The following is a 15,402-nucleotide window of genomic DNA, read 5'->3' as shown; positions in this document are numbered from 1 at the left end:
AGTGCCTTGCCTCACATCGTCATATGACGCGCGCGCGCGCCGCGTTCAATCGCTGCGGCGTGCAGGCGGTCAATGGCCAGTTCATCACGGATTTCCTGAAGAAATTGTAACTCTTCCTCATAAAGCATCCCATCCGCAGCCGCTACATCACAGGCCAGCGCATAGGCGGTTTCGAACAGCTTTTCGGGCAAAGCCTCTTGCACCAGCCCGAACAGGGCATCAAGGCCATCTTCTTCCTCAAACAGGTCAAACACCACCCGCGCGATGCGTTCGAACCGGTCGGCATCATAATTGGCAAAGACGGGCAGGTGATTGACAATGCGCTGGATGGCGACAAGCTCTGATGTGCGCACATTCTCATCCGAGGCGGAAACCGCGACCATGATCGCCAAAAGCGCGTCCTGTGCGGTCATTGATGGGGGGGTATCGGGCATGTCTGGCATCCTTGTGCGGGCTGTGCGGTGCGCGTTTTTGCGCAGATTATTGACCTATGGACGGCGGGGCAATAGGAGAGGCGGATAATGGCAACGCTGTGTTGCTGCATGTTGAAAAGAGGATGAGGGATATGTCTGCCCTGCGCGATGCTGCGATGACGTCGAAAGCCTGGCCTTTTGAAGAGGCGCGCGCCCTCCTGAAACGCTATGAGAAGAAGGCCCCGGAAAAGGGCTATGTGCTGTTTGAAACCGGCTATGGCCCGAGTGGTTTGCCGCATATCGGCACCTTTGGCGAAGTGGCGCGCACAACCATGATCCGCCGCGCGTTTGAAGTGATATCCGATATTCCGACCCGGCTGATCTGTTTTTCAGATGATGTGGACGGCATGCGCAAAGTGCCCGAAAACGTACCGCAACAAGATATGCTGCGCCAGCACATGCAAAAGCCGCTGACCTCGGTGCCTGACCCTTATGGCGAGTATGAGAGCTTTGGCGCGCATAACAACGCCATGTTGCGCCGGTTTCTGGACACGTTCGGTTTCGAGTATGAGTTCATCTCGGCGACCGAGTTCTATAAGTCAGGGCAGTTTGACGACACGCTGCGCCTTTGTGCGGAACGCTATGATCAGATCATGGCGATCATGCTGGCATCCTTGCGTGAGGAAAGGCAGCAGACCTATTCGGCGTTTTTGCCGATCCATCCCGAAACCGGGCGCGTGCTGTATGTGCCGATGAAGCATGTTGATGCCGTCAATCACACGATCACCTTTGACGATGAGACGGGCCGCGAGTGGACGTTGCCGGTGACCGGCGGCAATGTGAAATTGCAGTGGAAGCCCGATTTCGGTGCGCGCTGGGCCGCACTTGGCGTTGATTTTGAGATGTATGGCAAGGATCACAGCACCAACACCCCGATCTATGACGGGATTTGTGAGGTGCTGGGCGGGCGCAAGCCGAATCATATGACCTATGAGCTGTTCCTGGATGAAGAAGGCCAGAAAATCTCGAAATCGAAGGGCAATGGCCTGACGATTGATGAATGGCTGACCTATGCGAGCGCCGAAAGCCTGTCGTATTTCATGTATCAAAAGCCCAAGACAGCGAAGCGGATGTATTTTGATGTGATCCCGCGGGCGATGGATGAATACCACCAGCAACTCCGCGCCTATCCGGGGCAAGACGTTGGTGGCCAAGTGAATAATCCGGTGTGGCATATTCATTCTGGCCAGCCGCCGGAAAGCCACATGGTTGTACCGTTTTCGATGTTGTTGAATTTGGCAAGCGTTTCGGCGGCCCAGGATGCTGCGGGTTTGTGGGGCTTTATCAAACGCTATGCGCCGGATGCCTCGCCCAAAACGCACCCCGATCTGGATGCGGCTGCGGGCTATGCCGTGCGCTATTTCGCTGATTTTGTCGCGCCAAAGCGGGTGTTTCGCCTGCCAACCGACCCAGAGCGCGCGGCGATGCAAGACTTGCGGGCGCGTTTGGCTGCGTGGGATGGCGGGTTGGATGCCGAAGCGTTGCAAAGCATGGTCTTTGCCATTGGCAAAGACCATGGGTTTGAGCCGCTGCGCGATTGGTTCAAGGCGCTTTATGAGGTGTTGCTGGGCGCAAGCGAAGGCCCGCGATTCGGTGGCTTCATTGCGCTATACGGCGTGCAGGAAACGCTGGCGCTGATGGATCGGGCGCTTGCGGGCGAATTGACCGCGTAATTCGGCGCATCGGAAAACGGCAGTATCGAAGAAAATTCGCAAGTGGACCGTCGCAAGACGCACCACTTGCCTTTTTCGGTGCGCGGCCTAGCTTTTGTCAGGGAAAGCAACGGGGGCGAGGGCCACAGGATGCGCAAGGTTTTCATGGCACTGCTTTTTACACTGGGGCTGAACACAGCCGTCACCGCCCAGGACGGTGCCTCGGCGGCGATAGAAACCACAATCACCAGTCAAATTACGGCGCTTGCCGCTGATGATTTTCCAAAAGCCTTCGGCTTTGCCTCGCCTGCAATCAAAGGTATTTTTGGAAGCCCGGCGAAATTTGGCGCGATGGTTCAGCGCGGATATCCAATGGTCTATCGCCCCGGTGCCGTGCGTATGCTGGGCCTGCGCGATATTGATGGGCGGCTGTGGCAGCGTATCATGGTGACAGATTTGGCGGGGGCGACCCATATGCTGGACTATAACATGATCGAAACGCCTGACGGCTGGCAAATCAACGCCGTGCAGCTTTTGCCGGATTCTGGCGTTGGGGCATGAAATCTCGGGCTATCGCGGCCTTGGCCGCTTGACGAAGGCGGCGTTTCCCCCTAACAGACGTCAATAGAATTTTGGCGCACTGCCCCGAGTAGTGGCCTTTGATGTTGATGTGATGCCCAGTCGGGCGTTGAATACAAGGATCACGACTATGTCGCGCGTCTGCGAACTAAGCGGTAAAGGCCCAATGTCTGGCAACACTGTCAGCCACGCCAAAAACAGAAATCGTCGGCGTTTCTTGCCGAACCTGAATGTTGTCACGTTGATCTCGGACGTGCTCGGTCAGTCATTCTCTCTGCGTATATCCTCCGCTGCATTGCGCACGGTAGATCACCGCGGTGGATTTGACGCATTCCTGGCAAAAGCCAAGGATGTAGAGCTTTCGCCGAAAGCGTTGAAAATCAAGAAAGACGTTGAAAAGGCGCAGGCTGCGGCCTGATTGCCCTGACGTTTCAAGGCATGGCCCCGCTGTATGCGGGGCTTTTTGCATTGCTGCCTTTGGCTGGCCCCTGCGCCAAAATGGCTCTTTCACAGGGTATCGGCTGGGTGTAATCTTTTCTGATGTTTAGGATGCTTCGCCAGTTCAGCCTGATATTGACCTGCCTTGCTTTGATCGCAGGCAGCGTTTCCATGGCTGTGGCGAATGGACAGGCGGCAGGGCTGTCGCGGGGGGGGATAACCGCAGTCATTTGTACGGGCTACGGCGTGATGACCCTTACGCTGGACAGTCAGGGTAACCCCGTTGGGCCGCAATATCCTTGCCCGAAATGTCTTGCCGGGTTGGCGGCATATCTGGCGCCCGGTCCGGTGGCGATTCGGCCAATCGCATTGTCAGGCGCAAAGATCGTGGGGCTGGATCAGCGCAGATTGCCGCGCGCGGCTACTCTGCTGACAACCCGTGCAAGGGGGCCGCCATTGCGGGGCTGAACCAATCTGTTTCAGACCTGTTTTCAATGAAGGACCACACAAATGACCACTAACACCCTTTTTGCGGCTGCTTCGGCAGCATTTCTGGCAATGGTTTCGGCCCCGATGGCCTTTGCCGCCGATATTACTGTCACCGATGCCTATTTGCGGGTTTCGGGGGCCATGGCGAAAAGCGCCGCTGCCTTTATGGTGATTGAGAATCATGGCGCCGAGGATCGCTTGATCGACGCCCGCTCTGACCTTGCCCAAAAGGTGGAGCTGCACACACATCTGCAAGATGCCAATGGCGTGATGAAAATGATTCACGTCGCCGAAGGCTTTCCAATTGCTGCAGGCGAAAACCATGTGCTTCAGCGTGGCGGCGACCACGTGATGTTCTTGGGGCTGAATTCGGTGCCGGTAGCGGGTGAAAGCATCAGCCTGACACTGACCTTTGAAAAGGCCGGCGATGTGACCATCGAGGTGCCCGTCGACAATGAGCGTATGCCCGACATGGGCAAGATGGACCACAGCACTATGGGCCATGGCAAGATGAAAGGTGGCGCCAGCAATTAAGCCAAGGCGCCTTTGGCCTTTGGCCCAGACGAAAAAAACGGCCCTTATGGGGCCGTTTTTATGGTTTCAAAGCGTGTTGCGCGATCAAGGCTAGGCTTGGCGGCGGCTGAATTTTGTCAGCCGCATCAGGCCAAAGCTGAAACGCTTTAGCCTGCGCAATACGCCGCTGCGGTTTCGCCAAAGTTCTTGTAGCGCGCCCAAAACGCATTATCGCGGTCACTTTTGGACATGCGAACCTTTTGCGCCTGGTCTGGATCTCTGAAGAACTTGGCGGCCTGGCGTTGGTCACCGCCCTTCAAGGTCATGTCTGCAACCTGCTGAATACAGCCGCACAATGCCCGATTCGCAACCTTGCGATCAGATTTAAGGCAAGCACTTTCAATCGGGCCTGCCATCGCAGTCAAGGGTAGCGCAAGCGCAAGCAGGCTTGCTGCGATCAGGGTCTTGGTCATGGCTCTGCCTCATGTTTACGCGGGGTATGCCCCGCAGTCTGTCCTTATATGCAAACCATCCTAGTGATTCTGGCAAGTTTTTTCAACGAAATAAGGCCAAAACGGCGGTTTGCCGCCGAAACACCAGCCATAGCGGGGCGCTGGGTTTTGACCACAATATGCCGCCTGGCCGCGCAAAATTCAGACCGCCTGCAGCCGCTGCAAAGCTCTGGGATTATTGCGAGCAAATGTCTTGCAGGCTGACCCAGTCGCCATCGGGCAACAGGGCAGGGGGGATGACATTGCCGAACGGGTCCCCCTCTATCAGATCAGCGGTGGTTTCGCCCGATGGGTCATGCGCATTGGCATAGGGGCTGGTCGCCAGGCCCACCATCTCAAACCGTGACAACAAGATCGAATCAGCCGGAAGATTGAGCGGGGCCGCGATCAACGTCTCGGCATAGCCAGCGATCGCGGTTTCAGGCAAGGTGCCGGTTGTCAGCAGCCGAAAGGTGGCACTGATGCCAGCATGGTCAAGCAACGGGATCATGGGGTCTGTCATCTCGGCTGAAATGCGTGCGACCAGCGCAAAGCCCGCCGCGGCCTCGGGGCCATCTTGCTCGGCCAACAGCGATTCGGGCAGTACGATCATTCTTCCCGGCAGGCTTTGTGCGCGTGCAAGCCCGGTGCGCAGGATAATGATTTTCACGCCGCTATCCGGCCCGAACAGGCGTTCAGAAAGCTTTTCAAGCGCTGCCAGCCCGCTCTTGGCGCTGCAAGGTTGCCCGGTCAGGCGGGTAAGATCGGCCAGAGCCTCTTGCCCGATGGCTTGCCGGGTGCTGCGCGGCAAGAATGAGGCGGTATGCTTTTCCAGCGCGTCAGGCAGCCAAAGCGCACCGATTGCCAAGACGCCAAAGGCGATGATCCCGAAGAAAGAGTTGCGCAGCCGCCCCGGATGCGGCCGCGCCGCACTAATTGCAGAATGGACGGTTTGCAGGGCCGTGATCATCTCATTGTCGTCGATCTCCAACGTCTCGCCATCCGAGGCGTCAGGCGCAAAAAGCGCCGGCATCTCGCCGGGGTTCAGGCGTTTCACGGCAGGAAGCGACCAATGGGCCAAGGCAACTTCGCATTTGGGGTCGGATAGGATCAACGAGGTCATCCCCAAATTGGCAACAACTTCCCGTCTCTGGCTCTGTACGCTTTCACGCCAAAGACCCGAGCATTCCAGCTTTTGATATTTCGTCAGTGCCGTCTTTGCCATCTATGGCCTTGCCTGCTGCCTTATTGACCGCAAAGATAGCCGACTGGCCCAGATAGCACAATCTTGGTCAGGCCTGATCGGGGCCTTACACCGTTCCAGCCCGGTTTTATCCGTCAATCGGCCCATACCCCCCCTTTGTGTCGCTTTCTGCCTAGCATCATTGGCGATTTTGGGTGAATCGATAAAGGACAAACCGGATAGGTAACTGAAATGAGACTGACAACTGATCCGGTGCTGCTTGCAGCGCTGCTTGTGCTGGGCTTTGCAACCGTTATCGGTTTTACTGATAACTTCGTGCGCACTATCGCGGCAGACTCTGGGTTGTGGCAGTTTCATCTGACCCGAACCGTGATGGCGGTCGGGCTTTTGCTGATATCTCTGCCGTTCTTGCGTTTGCGGCTGCGCCCCAAAAAACTGCGGGCAGTTGTGGCGCGGTCGGCGGTGCATGGCTTGGCAATGCTGATCTACTTTGGCGCATTGGCATTTTTGCCTGTCGCCGTTGTTGCTGCCGGGCTGTTTACCGCGCCGATTTTTGTGCTGCTGATTACCCGGTATGTATACCGCCAGCCTATTGGTATTGTGCGGGTGCTGGCGGTGCTGATCGGCTTTGGCGGCGTGGCACTTGTACTGGGCCCCGAGGCGTTGCGGGGGGCATCGCTTGCCGCGCTGATGCCGATTTTCGCGGGCGCCTTTTATGCGATGGGTAATGTGGCCACCCGCGAATGGTGCGAAGGTGAATCGGCCGAAACCCTGACGATCGGGTTTTTTCTGGCGCTGGGCGTGTTTGGCCTGCTGGGGGTTGTTGTGCTTTCCGTGCTGCCAATCACGGTGCCCGATGGGGCTGCGGGCTTTGTGTTGCGCGGCTGGGTCTGGCCCTCTATGGCGTTTTATGGCTGGACCTTTGTGCAGGCGGCGGGTTCGCTGTTGGGCATTGGCATGTTGGTGCGCGCCTATCAGATTGCCGAGGCCAGCCGCGTATCTGTTTTTGAATACTCGGCACTGCCCTTGGCAGCGCTTTGGGGCTGGGTTTTATGGGGTGAAACGCTGGCGGGCCATGCGATTGTCGGTATGGCGCTGATCAGCATCGCGGGCGGCATGATCGCGCTGCGCGGTCGTCAGGCTGGCGAACCATCGCCGACCGCCTGACGCCAATGGCGGCGGCACAGCGAGGCATAGCTTTCATTCCCGCCGATCTGCACCTGATCACCGTCGCGCAGCACCACACCATCCGGGCCTTTGCGCACCACCATTGTTGCTTTCTTGCCGCAGTGGCAAATCGTGCGCACCTCACGCATCTCATCAGCCCAAGCCAGAAGTGCGGCGGAACCGGGAAAAAGATTGCCCTGAAAATCCACCCGCAACCCGTAGCACATGATCGGCACGTTCAAATCATCCACAGCGCGGGCCAATTGCCAGACCTGCGCTTTGGTCAAGAACTGCGCCTCATCAATGAAGGTACAGGCGATAGCGGTGCTGGCAAGCTGCGCCTTGATCTTGGCAAACAAATCCTCGCCCGGCGCAAAGGTATCGGCATCTTCGCCTATGCCGATGCGGCTGGCGATACGGGCCTGCCCGGCGCGATTGTCAAACTGCGCGGTGATCAAATAGGTTGCCATCCCACCCTCGCGGTAATTATGCGAGGCTTGCAGCAGCGAGGTCGATTTGCCCGCGTTCATCGTGGAGTAGTGAAAGTACAGCTTTGCCATAGCCGCTTGTTAGCCCCGCCCCACCCTGATCGACAAGTGTGAATCATCGGATAGGTAAAAATGGGGCGCGGCGGTGCCTGATTTGATCAGTTCCGCCGCCCAAAAGCATATTGTACACCGCATGAATGGCCCGCCGTATCGCGACGCGGCAACGCACGCCGCCCCTGACATCGGTAAAGACACGGCAGGCCCTATTCATACCGATGCTGCGGCATCGGCCACTCGGTACCATTCCAACACACACTGGAGCGGCAATCATAAATGGCAAACCCTGAATCGCAGCTTAACGGGGCAAAGTGAAACGATTTCCCAAGGGTGGCACGGGCATCGGCAACAGCTTTGTCAAGAAGGCGAGATGCTTTCTGCGGCAAACCTGGGCAGTTCAGCAGGCTTTTCTGCCAAGGAAGCCACAGCGTGACGCAAAAGCCGACCAGCGCGGAGGCCCCGCGCTGGTCGGCTGGCTGTATCAGGCCACGTTGCTGCGGCCCTGCGGCCGTGGGCTGCGTTTTTGGGCCGTCTTTTTCGGTGCGCCCAGCCCACCTTCGATACCGCGCATCGGTTTGCCCTGGGGCTTGCCTTGCGGCTTGCCGCCGCCGGGTTTGCCCTGCGCCGACCGTGGCTTGCCCTGACCACCGCCGCGCGGCGGCCGTGCGCCACGCTGCGCAGGCTTTGGCGCGGCCTTGATATCGGCAAGGCCCCATGGCGCGCCACCGATCACCGGAAGCGGAGTTTTCAACAGCTTTTCAATGTCTTTCAACTCGCCCATTTCCGCAGGCGCGCAAAACGCCACGGCGCGGCCCTCGGCCCCGGCGCGGGCGGTACGGCCAATGCGGTGCACATAGTTTTCCGCTACGTTCGGCAGGTCGTAGTTATAGACATGGCGCACGCCGGGAATATCAATTCCACGCGCAGCAACATCGGTGGCGACCAGCACGTCCAGCTCGCCATTGCGAAACTCGGTCAATGTCCGGTCGCGCTGGTTCTGGGATTTGTTGCCGTGGATGGACCCGGCCTTGAACCCCCAGGATACCAGCAATTTCATCAGCTTTTCAGAGCCATGCTTGGTGCGGCCAAAGACCAGCGCCTGTTCGCCCTGATGATCCTTGAGATAGGTTTCCAGCAGCTTGGCCTTATCGCCCTGCGGTGTGTAATGCACGGATTGTTCAATTTTTTCAATCGGTTTGCCAGGGGGGGCAACCTGCACCTTTACGGGATCGCGCAGGTAGGTGCCTGCAAGATCCTCGATCAGTTTCGGCATGGTGGCTGAAAACAGCATCGTCTGCCGTTTCAACGGGATATACTGCGCGATTTTGCGCAGGGCGTGGATAAAGCCCATGTCCAGCATCTGGTCGGCCTCATCCAGCACCAGATAGCCGCAATCCTCCAAGGTCAGGGCCTTGCGGTCCAGCAGGTCGATCAGGCGGCCGGGGGTGGCAACAACCACATCCGCGCCGCGTGCCAGCTTTTCCGACTGGCGGAAAATCGACGCGCCGCCGGTGATCATTACTACTTTTACGGGCGTGCCCTTGGTGTAATTCGTAAGGTTGTCAGATATTTGTGCGACAAGTTCGCGGGTCGGTGCCAAGATCAGGCTGCGCACGCTGCGGGGCGCTGGCGGGTGGCCAATATCAAGCAAACGGTGCAGCAAGGGCAGGCCAAATGCGGCGGTTTTACCGGTGCCGGTTTGCGCCAGCCCCATGATATCGCGGCCTTTCATGATATGCGGAATCGCCTGCACCTGAATAGGTGTGGGCGTAGTGTAGCCGGCCTTATCCAAGCCAGCCATAAGTTTTGGGGATAGCCCCAAGTCAGAAAACGTCGTCATAAATAGTCTTTCCGGCCCGTGAAACCACGCGCCTAGCGCCGCACCAGCGGCAAAAGGGAGCGGCGCGCGCCTCGGATGCCTGCACTTGCAAACACCCCGTCGGCACCGCGGAACCCCTGCGTGACGGTGGGAACCAGTTATTCGGGCCGTTCACATGCTCACGCGGCACGGGCACTCGAATGAGGTCCAGATGAGGGTATAAACGACGAATGTCAAGGCATGCTTGGATGTCTGGGCAAATGACGGTGCGCTTATGGGGCGCTGGCGGCGTGGGTACAGGCTTTGGCGCTGATGGCGGGGGGGTGTTTACGGGGCAATTACGCCACGCGGGCTTGACTTTGGGCTTGGCCCGATGTGTATCACGCTGAACCGGAAAGCCAGCCCTTGGAAAGGGAATTATGATGCACGCCTATCGCAGCCATACTTGCGCCCAACTTAACGCCAGCAATGTCGGGCAGGATATCCGCCTGTCGGGTTGGGTCCATCGGGTGCGCGACCACGGCGGCGTGCTGTTCATCGACTTGCGCGACCATTACGGCATCACCCAAATTCTGGCTGACAGCGATAGCCCCGCCTTTGCCGCGCTGGAAAAGGTGCGGGCTGAATGGGTCATCCGGATTGACGGCACAGTCAAGGCGCGGGATGCGTCACTGGTGAACCCCAAGCTGCCAACGGGTGAGATTGAGGTCTATATCCGCGACATGGAAGTGCTGGGCGCTGCGGATGAGCTGCCGATGCCGGTGTTTGGCGAGGTGGATTACCCCGAGGAAACCCGCCTGACCTACCGCTTCCTTGACCTGCGCCGCGAGAAACTGCACGCGAATATGATGCTGCGGTCCAACGTCGTGCGCTCTATCCGCAACCGGATGTGGGATCAGGGTTTCAACGAGTTTCAAACCCCGATCATCACCGCGTCGTCACCCGAAGGCGCGCGGGATTTTCTGGTGCCGTCGCGCCTGCATCCGGGCAAATTCTATGCCCTGCCACAAGCGCCGCAGCAGTTCAAACAGTTGATCATGGTGTCGGGATTTGACAAATACTTCCAGATCGCGCCCTGTTTCCGCGACGAAGACCCGCGCGCAGACCGATCCCCAACCGACTTCTATCAGCTTGATATTGAGATGTCTTTCGTCAAGCAAGAAGACGTGTTTGCCGCCACGCAGCCGGTTATTCAGGGGATATTTGAGGAGTTCGGCCGCGGCAAGAAAGTTGATACCGACTGGCCGCTGATCGCCTATAATGACGCGCTGAAATGGTATGGGTCGGACAAGCCCGACCTGCGCAACCCGATCAAGATGCAAGACGTGAGCGAGCATTTCCGCGGCTCCGGCTTTGCCATTTTCGCCAAGCTGCTGGAGAATGAAGGCAATGAAGTCCGCGCGATTCCCGCGCCGACAGGTGGTAGCCGCAAGTTCTGCGACCGCATGAACGCCTTTGCGCAACAGCAAGGGCTGCCGGGGATGGGGTATATTTTCTGGCGTGAAGTTGAGATGCCGTCTTATGAGCAACTTGGCGGCAACGACATGCAAAACCCCGCCGCTGCAAACCACGCACATGGCGTAGCGCTGACCAATGCTGAGCAATGGAAATCTGATCGGATTGACCTGGGAAATGGCAAATGGATGGAAGCCGCCGGTCCCCTTGCCAAAAACATCGGCCCAGAGCGCACCGAAGCCATCCGCCAACAACTCGGCCTCGGTGTTGGCGACGCCGCCTTCTTCCTCGGCGGCAAGCCGGAAACCTTCCAGGCGGTCGCGGGGCGTGCGCGCAATGAGATCGGCAATGAACTCGGGTTGACGGAAAAAGATACGTTCCGCTTTGCGTGGATCGTTGATTTCCCGATGTTCGAGAAAGACGACGAAGGCAAGATTGATTTCAGCCATAATCCATTCTCGATGCCGCAAGGCGGGATGGAGGCGCTGCAGGGCGATCCGTTGCAGGTTTACGCCTATCAATATGACCTTGCCTGCAATGGGTATGAGCTGATTTCGGGTGGTATTCGCAACCACAAGCCGGAAATCATGTACAAAGCCTTTGAAATCGCGGGTTACCCGAATGATGAGGTCAACAAGCGTTTCGGCGGTATGGTCAAAGCCTTCAAATACGGCGCGCCGCCCCACGGCGGTTGTGCGGCGGGGATTGACCGCATCGTGATGTTGCTGGCAGATGAGGCGAATATCCGCGAAGTGATCATGTTCCCGATGAACCAGCGCGCCGAAGATCTGCTGATGAACGCGCCGTCAGAACCAACAAATGAGCAGCTGCGCGAATTGCATCTGCGCGTGATTCCAAAGGAATAGGCGGCTTTGGCCCTATGTTTTGCCGCATGAGGCCGCCCGAATTGCACTTTGCCCTTGAAAATCAGGCGCATTGGGCGCATATGCCCGCAAAAGCTCGCATTTTTGCGGGCTCAACGTTATTGGAGTGACCATGGCCAAAGAAGACATTCTCGAATTCCCCGGTGTCGTGAAGGAACTTTTGCCGAATGCGACATTCAAGGTCGAACTTGAGAACGGCCACGAGTTGATCGCGGTGATGGCCGGCAAGATGCGCAAGAACCGTATTCGCGTGCTGGCTGGCGACAAGGTTCAGGTGGAAATGACACCTTACGACCTGACAAAGGGTCGCATCAACTACCGCTTCAAGTAAGCGCATGCGGTTGATCCTTGGCTCTGCCAGCCCGCGCAGGCTTGACCTGTTGGCGCAGATTGGTGTGGTGCCGGACGCCGTGCTGCCCCCTGATATAGATGAGGCCCCGCTGAAGGCCGAGCTTCCGCGCCCCTATTGTGCGCGGATTGCGCGCGAAAAGGCGCGGGCTGTGACGGCAGGGGCCGAAGACCTTGTGCTTTGCGCCGACACGACGGTCGCGCTGGGGCGCCGAATCATGGGCAAACCCGCCGATGCGGGCGAGGCTGCGGCGTTCTTGCTGGCCCTTGGCGGGCGCAGACATTCAGTGATTACCGCCATAGCACTGCGCCAAGGGGATAAGATGTGGACGCGCGAAGTGGTTTCAGCCGTCAAGATGAAGCGATTGTCGGATGATGAGTTGAACGCCTATCTTGCCAGCAATGACTGGCGCGGCAAGGCGGGGGGCTATGGCATTCAGGGCATGGCTGGCGCGTTTATCCCGTGGATTTCGGGGTCTTTCACCGCGATCATGGGGCTTCCTGTGGCGGAAACCGCCGCGATGTTGGCAACGGCGGGCTACCCGCTTTGGAAGGAAAAGCCATGAAGGGCCGTAGCGTTGTTCTGGATGAGGTGCAGGGACGACCTGCGGCAGCGCTGCTGGTTGATGGCCATTTGCAGGATTTGCTGGTCGACCCGGCAGATGATCAGGCGTTGCCGGGCGCGATTTATCGCGTGGTCGCTGACCGTCCGATGAAAGGGCAGGGCGGGGTTTTTGTGAAACTGCCCGGGGGCATGGGGTTCTTGCGCCAGACTGCCGGCATCGCGCCGGGGGCGCGGCTGCTGGTTCAGGTTACCGGCCCTGCCGAGTCGGGCAAAGCTGTGCCGGTTACGACGCGGCTGCTGTTCAAAAGCCGCTATGCGATTGCCACGCCGGGGGCGCCGGGCCGCAATATCTCTCGCCGTATCAAGGATGAAGATATCCGCGCGGCGTTGGAGGCGTTGGCCGATGCCGCCTTGAACGGCGCATCCGAAACGCTTGGTCTTATCCTGCGCTCGGCATGTGAAGGCGTGGACCCGGCTGATATTACTGCCGATATCGTCGCTGTGCGTGATCTGGCCGAGGCCGTGCTGGCCGATACCAACGGCGGGCCGGAATTGCTGGTAGAGGGGGCCGGTGCCCATGAAACCGCGTGGCGCGATTGGGCCGATCCCGCACCGGATGAGGTGATCGAAGGCGGTTTTGCGGATTTGGGTGTGCTGGAGATGATCGACGCGGTGTTGGAGCCGCGGGTGAATTTGCTCGACGCGGGCCACATGATGTTGCAACCGACCCGCGCGCTGCTGGCCGTGGATGTGAATACGGGCGGGGATACGAGCCCGGCGGCGGGCCTCAAGGCCAATATAGCTGCCGCCCGCGAATTGCCGCGCCAACTGCGGCTGCGCGGGTTGGGTGGCCAGATTGTGATTGATTTTGCGCCGATGCCAAAACGCGATCGGGCAGTGCTGGACCAAGTGCTGCGCGCGGCCTTCAAAGGCGAAGCGGCAGAAACCAGCCTTGTGGGCTGGACCACTTTGGGCCTGTATGAATTGGTTCGCAAACGCGACCGTCTGGCCCTGGCCGAAGTGCTGGCAGGGGGCAGGCCATGAACTGCCCGATCTGCGCGCGCGCGAGTGATGCCAAATACAAGCCTTTCTGCTCACGCCGCTGCGCCGATATTGACCTTGGCAAGTGGCTGACCGGCGGATACGCGATCCCGGCGGCAGTGACAGATCAAGACGAGGATGATGAGGGGGCAGCGCGCTTGGAAGACGGTGGTTCTTTGCGCCAGTAAAACACACCGATCATGTGATTATTTTGCGCAATTCCTCTGGACAGCCTCGGTCCTGTGTCATAATACCCACCCTACGTGCCCGGATAGCTCAGTTGGTAGAGCAGCGGATTGAAAATCCGCGTGTCGGCGGTTCAAATCCGTCTCCGGGCACCACTTAAACACCTTAAAAATAACGCTCATTATTCTGTCCTTGTATAGTATATGGGTCGTTGTGCTATCTCGGGACAACACCGGGACTGCAAATGTTGTTTCCTTCGTTGACCGACCAACCTTGGCAACCTGATGGGGATCAATCCGGATGAACCTTGAACGGACACGCCCGATCCCGCGATACATGATCTGAGCCATGCCGCCGACAATCTTGGCCCAGCCAAAGGCCTCCTCGATCCGTTTGCGGTGCTTGATCGACAGGGCGTAACTCTCGTGCCGGATGGTTCTGGCGTCGATTGCTGAATATCACGATTTCTGGGCGACGTGCGGCGTGGCGCAGGCTTTGCGCAGGTTGGCGACGAACTCGTTCGCGTCATAACCCTTGTCGGCCCCCAATGTCAGCCGTCGGGTCGATCCGGGGGAATGACGGTCATGTCCTACGCTGCCTTGCGTTCGGCATGACCGTCCATTGCCCGGCAGGCGCATGCGCAGCATGCTGCCGAGAGGGGGCTTGGGTCAGGTCGCCCTGCACGATCAGCCCGTTACGGTTTTCCATCAGCGCATGGCCCATGAAACACAGCATCGCAGCGGTGCCGGGCGATTTCTTGTAGAGCCGTGCCTCCGGGTCCGTGGTCGAAGCGTGGGTGGCGTTCGAGCGCTTCTCGCCCTTGAAATCGATCTCGGCATTCCGGTGGGGTTTGGTTTTGCGGGGCCTCTGGTCGGTCTCGGCGGCGTTATCGGGCGGATCGCCACGCCCTTCATTGTCAGGCGGGGCCGCATCGGCTTTCGGCTGGAAGCTCTTCATCGACGCCCAGGCTTTCGCCAGCGTGCCGTCGACCGAGAAATGCTCATCCGACAAGAGCGGCGCCACCTCGCGGTGAGCCAAAATTGCCGCCACCCCCTTGCGCGATATCTCCGTGCTCAGCAGCCGGTCGCGGTTCTTCGTGAACACGCTGGGCCTTCGGCCCGGGGCTCCGCCCGTTCAGGGCTGAATTGATCCACTGGATCAATTCCAAGACGCTCTTCACCCCACACTGGGTCATCAATTCCAAGCCCGACAAACCAGCGGAACATCAGGTTGTAATCCATCTGCTCCATCAACGGCCGCTCGGATCGGAGCGGGAACAGGATTTGCAGCAGGCTCGCCCGGATCAGCCGTTCCGGCGGGATCGAAGGGCGGCCGAAATCAGTGTAAAGCGCTTCGAATTCGGCATCGAGGCTGGAGAGCGCGTCATTGACCACCTGTCTGATCTTGCGCAGGGGGTGTCGCGGCGGGATACGCTCCTCCAGATCGACATAGCTGAACAGCGACCCGCTCGTCCCATCCGTCCCGCGCATCATCACCCCCGCCCTTGCCGTGCAAAGGGTGAATCATGTTCTCAAATTTCTGTCGAGGCAGAA

Annotated in this window: 16 protein-coding genes, 1 tRNA gene and 1 pseudogene; 12 read left to right on the top strand and 6 right to left on the bottom strand. The window is 58.7% G+C overall.

Going from position 1 to position 15,402, the window contains the following annotated elements:
* Positions 1–11 precede the first annotated feature (11 nt).
* Positions 12–434, bottom strand: a complete 423-nt coding sequence (locus VDP61_RS00835; protein ID WP_323005045.1) for a tellurite resistance TerB family protein — start codon at positions 432–434, stop codon at positions 12–14.
* A gap of 131 nt (positions 435–565) precedes the next feature.
* On the opposite strand from VDP61_RS00835, the gene VDP61_RS00830 reads away from it, so the two are divergent.
* The 5 genes from VDP61_RS00830 to VDP61_RS00810 all read left to right on the top strand — a co-directional run bounded on the left by VDP61_RS00830 (position 566) and on the right by VDP61_RS00810 (position 4,165).
* A complete protein-coding gene (locus VDP61_RS00830; RefSeq protein ID WP_323005044.1) occupies positions 566–2,146 on the top strand; it encodes a lysine--tRNA ligase in 1,581 nt (526 codons plus the stop codon).
* A 144-nt stretch (positions 2,147–2,290) separates the two neighbouring features.
* Positions 2,291–2,686 (top strand): DUF4864 domain-containing protein, encoded by a 396-nt coding sequence (locus VDP61_RS00825; RefSeq protein ID WP_323005043.1) that lies wholly within the window; start codon positions 2,291–2,293, stop codon positions 2,684–2,686.
* A 148-nt stretch (positions 2,687–2,834) separates the two neighbouring features.
* Entirely contained in the window at positions 2,835–3,122 is a 288-nt protein-coding gene (gene rpmB / locus VDP61_RS00820) for a 50S ribosomal protein L28 (RefSeq protein ID WP_323005460.1), read from the top strand.
* 122 nt (positions 3,123–3,244) lie between these two features.
* Positions 3,245–3,610 carry a hypothetical protein gene (locus VDP61_RS00815; RefSeq protein ID WP_323005042.1) on the top strand — a complete coding sequence of 122 codons (366 nt, stop codon included), beginning with the start codon at positions 3,245–3,247 and terminating at the stop codon, positions 3,608–3,610.
* 42 nt (positions 3,611–3,652) lie between these two features.
* A complete protein-coding gene (locus VDP61_RS00810) occupies positions 3,653–4,165 on the top strand; it encodes a copper chaperone PCu(A)C (RefSeq protein WP_323005041.1) in 513 nt (170 codons plus the stop codon).
* Between the two features lie 146 nt (positions 4,166–4,311).
* On the opposite strand, the gene VDP61_RS00805 is transcribed toward VDP61_RS00810, so the two are convergent.
* Together VDP61_RS00805 and VDP61_RS00800 are read right to left on the bottom strand one after the other, a co-directional pair.
* Positions 4,312–4,617 carry a hypothetical protein gene (locus VDP61_RS00805; RefSeq protein WP_323005040.1) on the bottom strand — a complete coding sequence of 102 codons (306 nt, stop codon included), beginning with the start codon at positions 4,615–4,617 and terminating at the stop codon, positions 4,312–4,314.
* A 214-nt stretch (positions 4,618–4,831) separates the two neighbouring features.
* Positions 4,832–5,860: a hypothetical protein gene (locus tag VDP61_RS00800; RefSeq protein ID WP_323005039.1), complete on the bottom strand. Its 1,029-nt coding sequence runs from the start codon at positions 5,858–5,860 to the stop codon at positions 4,832–4,834.
* A 210-nt stretch (positions 5,861–6,070) separates the two neighbouring features.
* Here VDP61_RS00800 and VDP61_RS00795 point away from each other — a divergent pair, with 210 nt between their 5' ends.
* On the top strand, positions 6,071–7,006 hold the full coding sequence (locus VDP61_RS00795; RefSeq protein WP_323005038.1) for a DMT family transporter: 936 nt from the start codon (positions 6,071–6,073) through the stop codon (positions 7,004–7,006).
* On the opposite strand, the gene VDP61_RS00790 is transcribed toward VDP61_RS00795, so the two are convergent.
* Complete coding sequence (locus tag VDP61_RS00790) at positions 6,976–7,566, bottom strand: thymidine kinase (RefSeq protein ID WP_323005037.1); 591 nt, start codon at positions 7,564–7,566, stop codon at positions 6,976–6,978. The two genes, VDP61_RS00795 and VDP61_RS00790, sit on opposite strands and share 31 nt — an antisense overlap.
* Positions 7,567–8,032: 466 nt before the next feature.
* A complete protein-coding gene (locus tag VDP61_RS00785; RefSeq protein ID WP_323005036.1) occupies positions 8,033–9,391 on the bottom strand; it encodes a DEAD/DEAH box helicase in 1,359 nt (452 codons plus the stop codon).
* Between the two features lie 401 nt (positions 9,392–9,792).
* Here VDP61_RS00785 and aspS point away from each other — a divergent pair, with 401 nt between their 5' ends.
* The 6 genes from aspS (at position 9,793) to VDP61_RS00755 (ending at position 14,004) form a co-directional block, all read left to right on the top strand.
* Positions 9,793–11,691 carry an aspartate--tRNA ligase gene (aspS, locus tag VDP61_RS00780; RefSeq protein WP_323005035.1) on the top strand — a complete coding sequence of 633 codons (1,899 nt, stop codon included), beginning with the start codon at positions 9,793–9,795 and terminating at the stop codon, positions 11,689–11,691.
* Positions 11,692–11,821: 130 nt separating this feature from the next.
* Entirely contained in the window at positions 11,822–12,040 is a 219-nt protein-coding gene (gene infA / locus VDP61_RS00775) for a translation initiation factor IF-1 (protein ID WP_323005034.1), read from the top strand.
* 4 nt (positions 12,041–12,044) lie between these two features.
* Positions 12,045–12,623 carry a nucleoside triphosphate pyrophosphatase gene (locus VDP61_RS00770; RefSeq protein ID WP_323005033.1) on the top strand — a complete coding sequence of 193 codons (579 nt, stop codon included), beginning with the start codon at positions 12,045–12,047 and terminating at the stop codon, positions 12,621–12,623.
* Positions 12,620–13,666, top strand: a complete 1,047-nt coding sequence (locus tag VDP61_RS00765) for a ribonuclease E/G (RefSeq protein ID WP_323005032.1) — start codon at positions 12,620–12,622, stop codon at positions 13,664–13,666. Before VDP61_RS00770 ends, VDP61_RS00765 begins: the two co-directional genes overlap by 4 nt.
* Positions 13,663–13,851, top strand: a complete 189-nt coding sequence (locus tag VDP61_RS00760) for a DNA gyrase inhibitor YacG (protein ID WP_323005031.1) — start codon at positions 13,663–13,665, stop codon at positions 13,849–13,851. The genes VDP61_RS00765 and VDP61_RS00760 overlap by 4 nt, the downstream gene beginning before the upstream one ends.
* A 77-nt stretch (positions 13,852–13,928) precedes the next feature.
* Positions 13,929–14,004 (top strand) — tRNA-Phe (locus VDP61_RS00755).
* Between the two features lie 147 nt (positions 14,005–14,151).
* On the opposite strand, the pseudogene VDP61_RS00750 reads toward VDP61_RS00755, so the two are convergent.
* Positions 14,152–15,339 (bottom strand): annotated as a pseudogene (locus VDP61_RS00750) (transposase); the annotation flags it as partial.
* Between the last annotated feature and the right edge of the window lie 63 nt (positions 15,340–15,402).

Origin of the sequence: Pseudorhodobacter sp., assembly GCF_034675685.1 — a bacterium.
Taxonomy (GTDB): domain Bacteria; phylum Pseudomonadota; class Alphaproteobacteria; order Rhodobacterales; family Rhodobacteraceae; genus Pseudorhodobacter.
The sequence above is the reverse complement of the archived record's forward strand: the minus strand, read 5'-3'. Positions and strand labels throughout refer to the sequence as shown.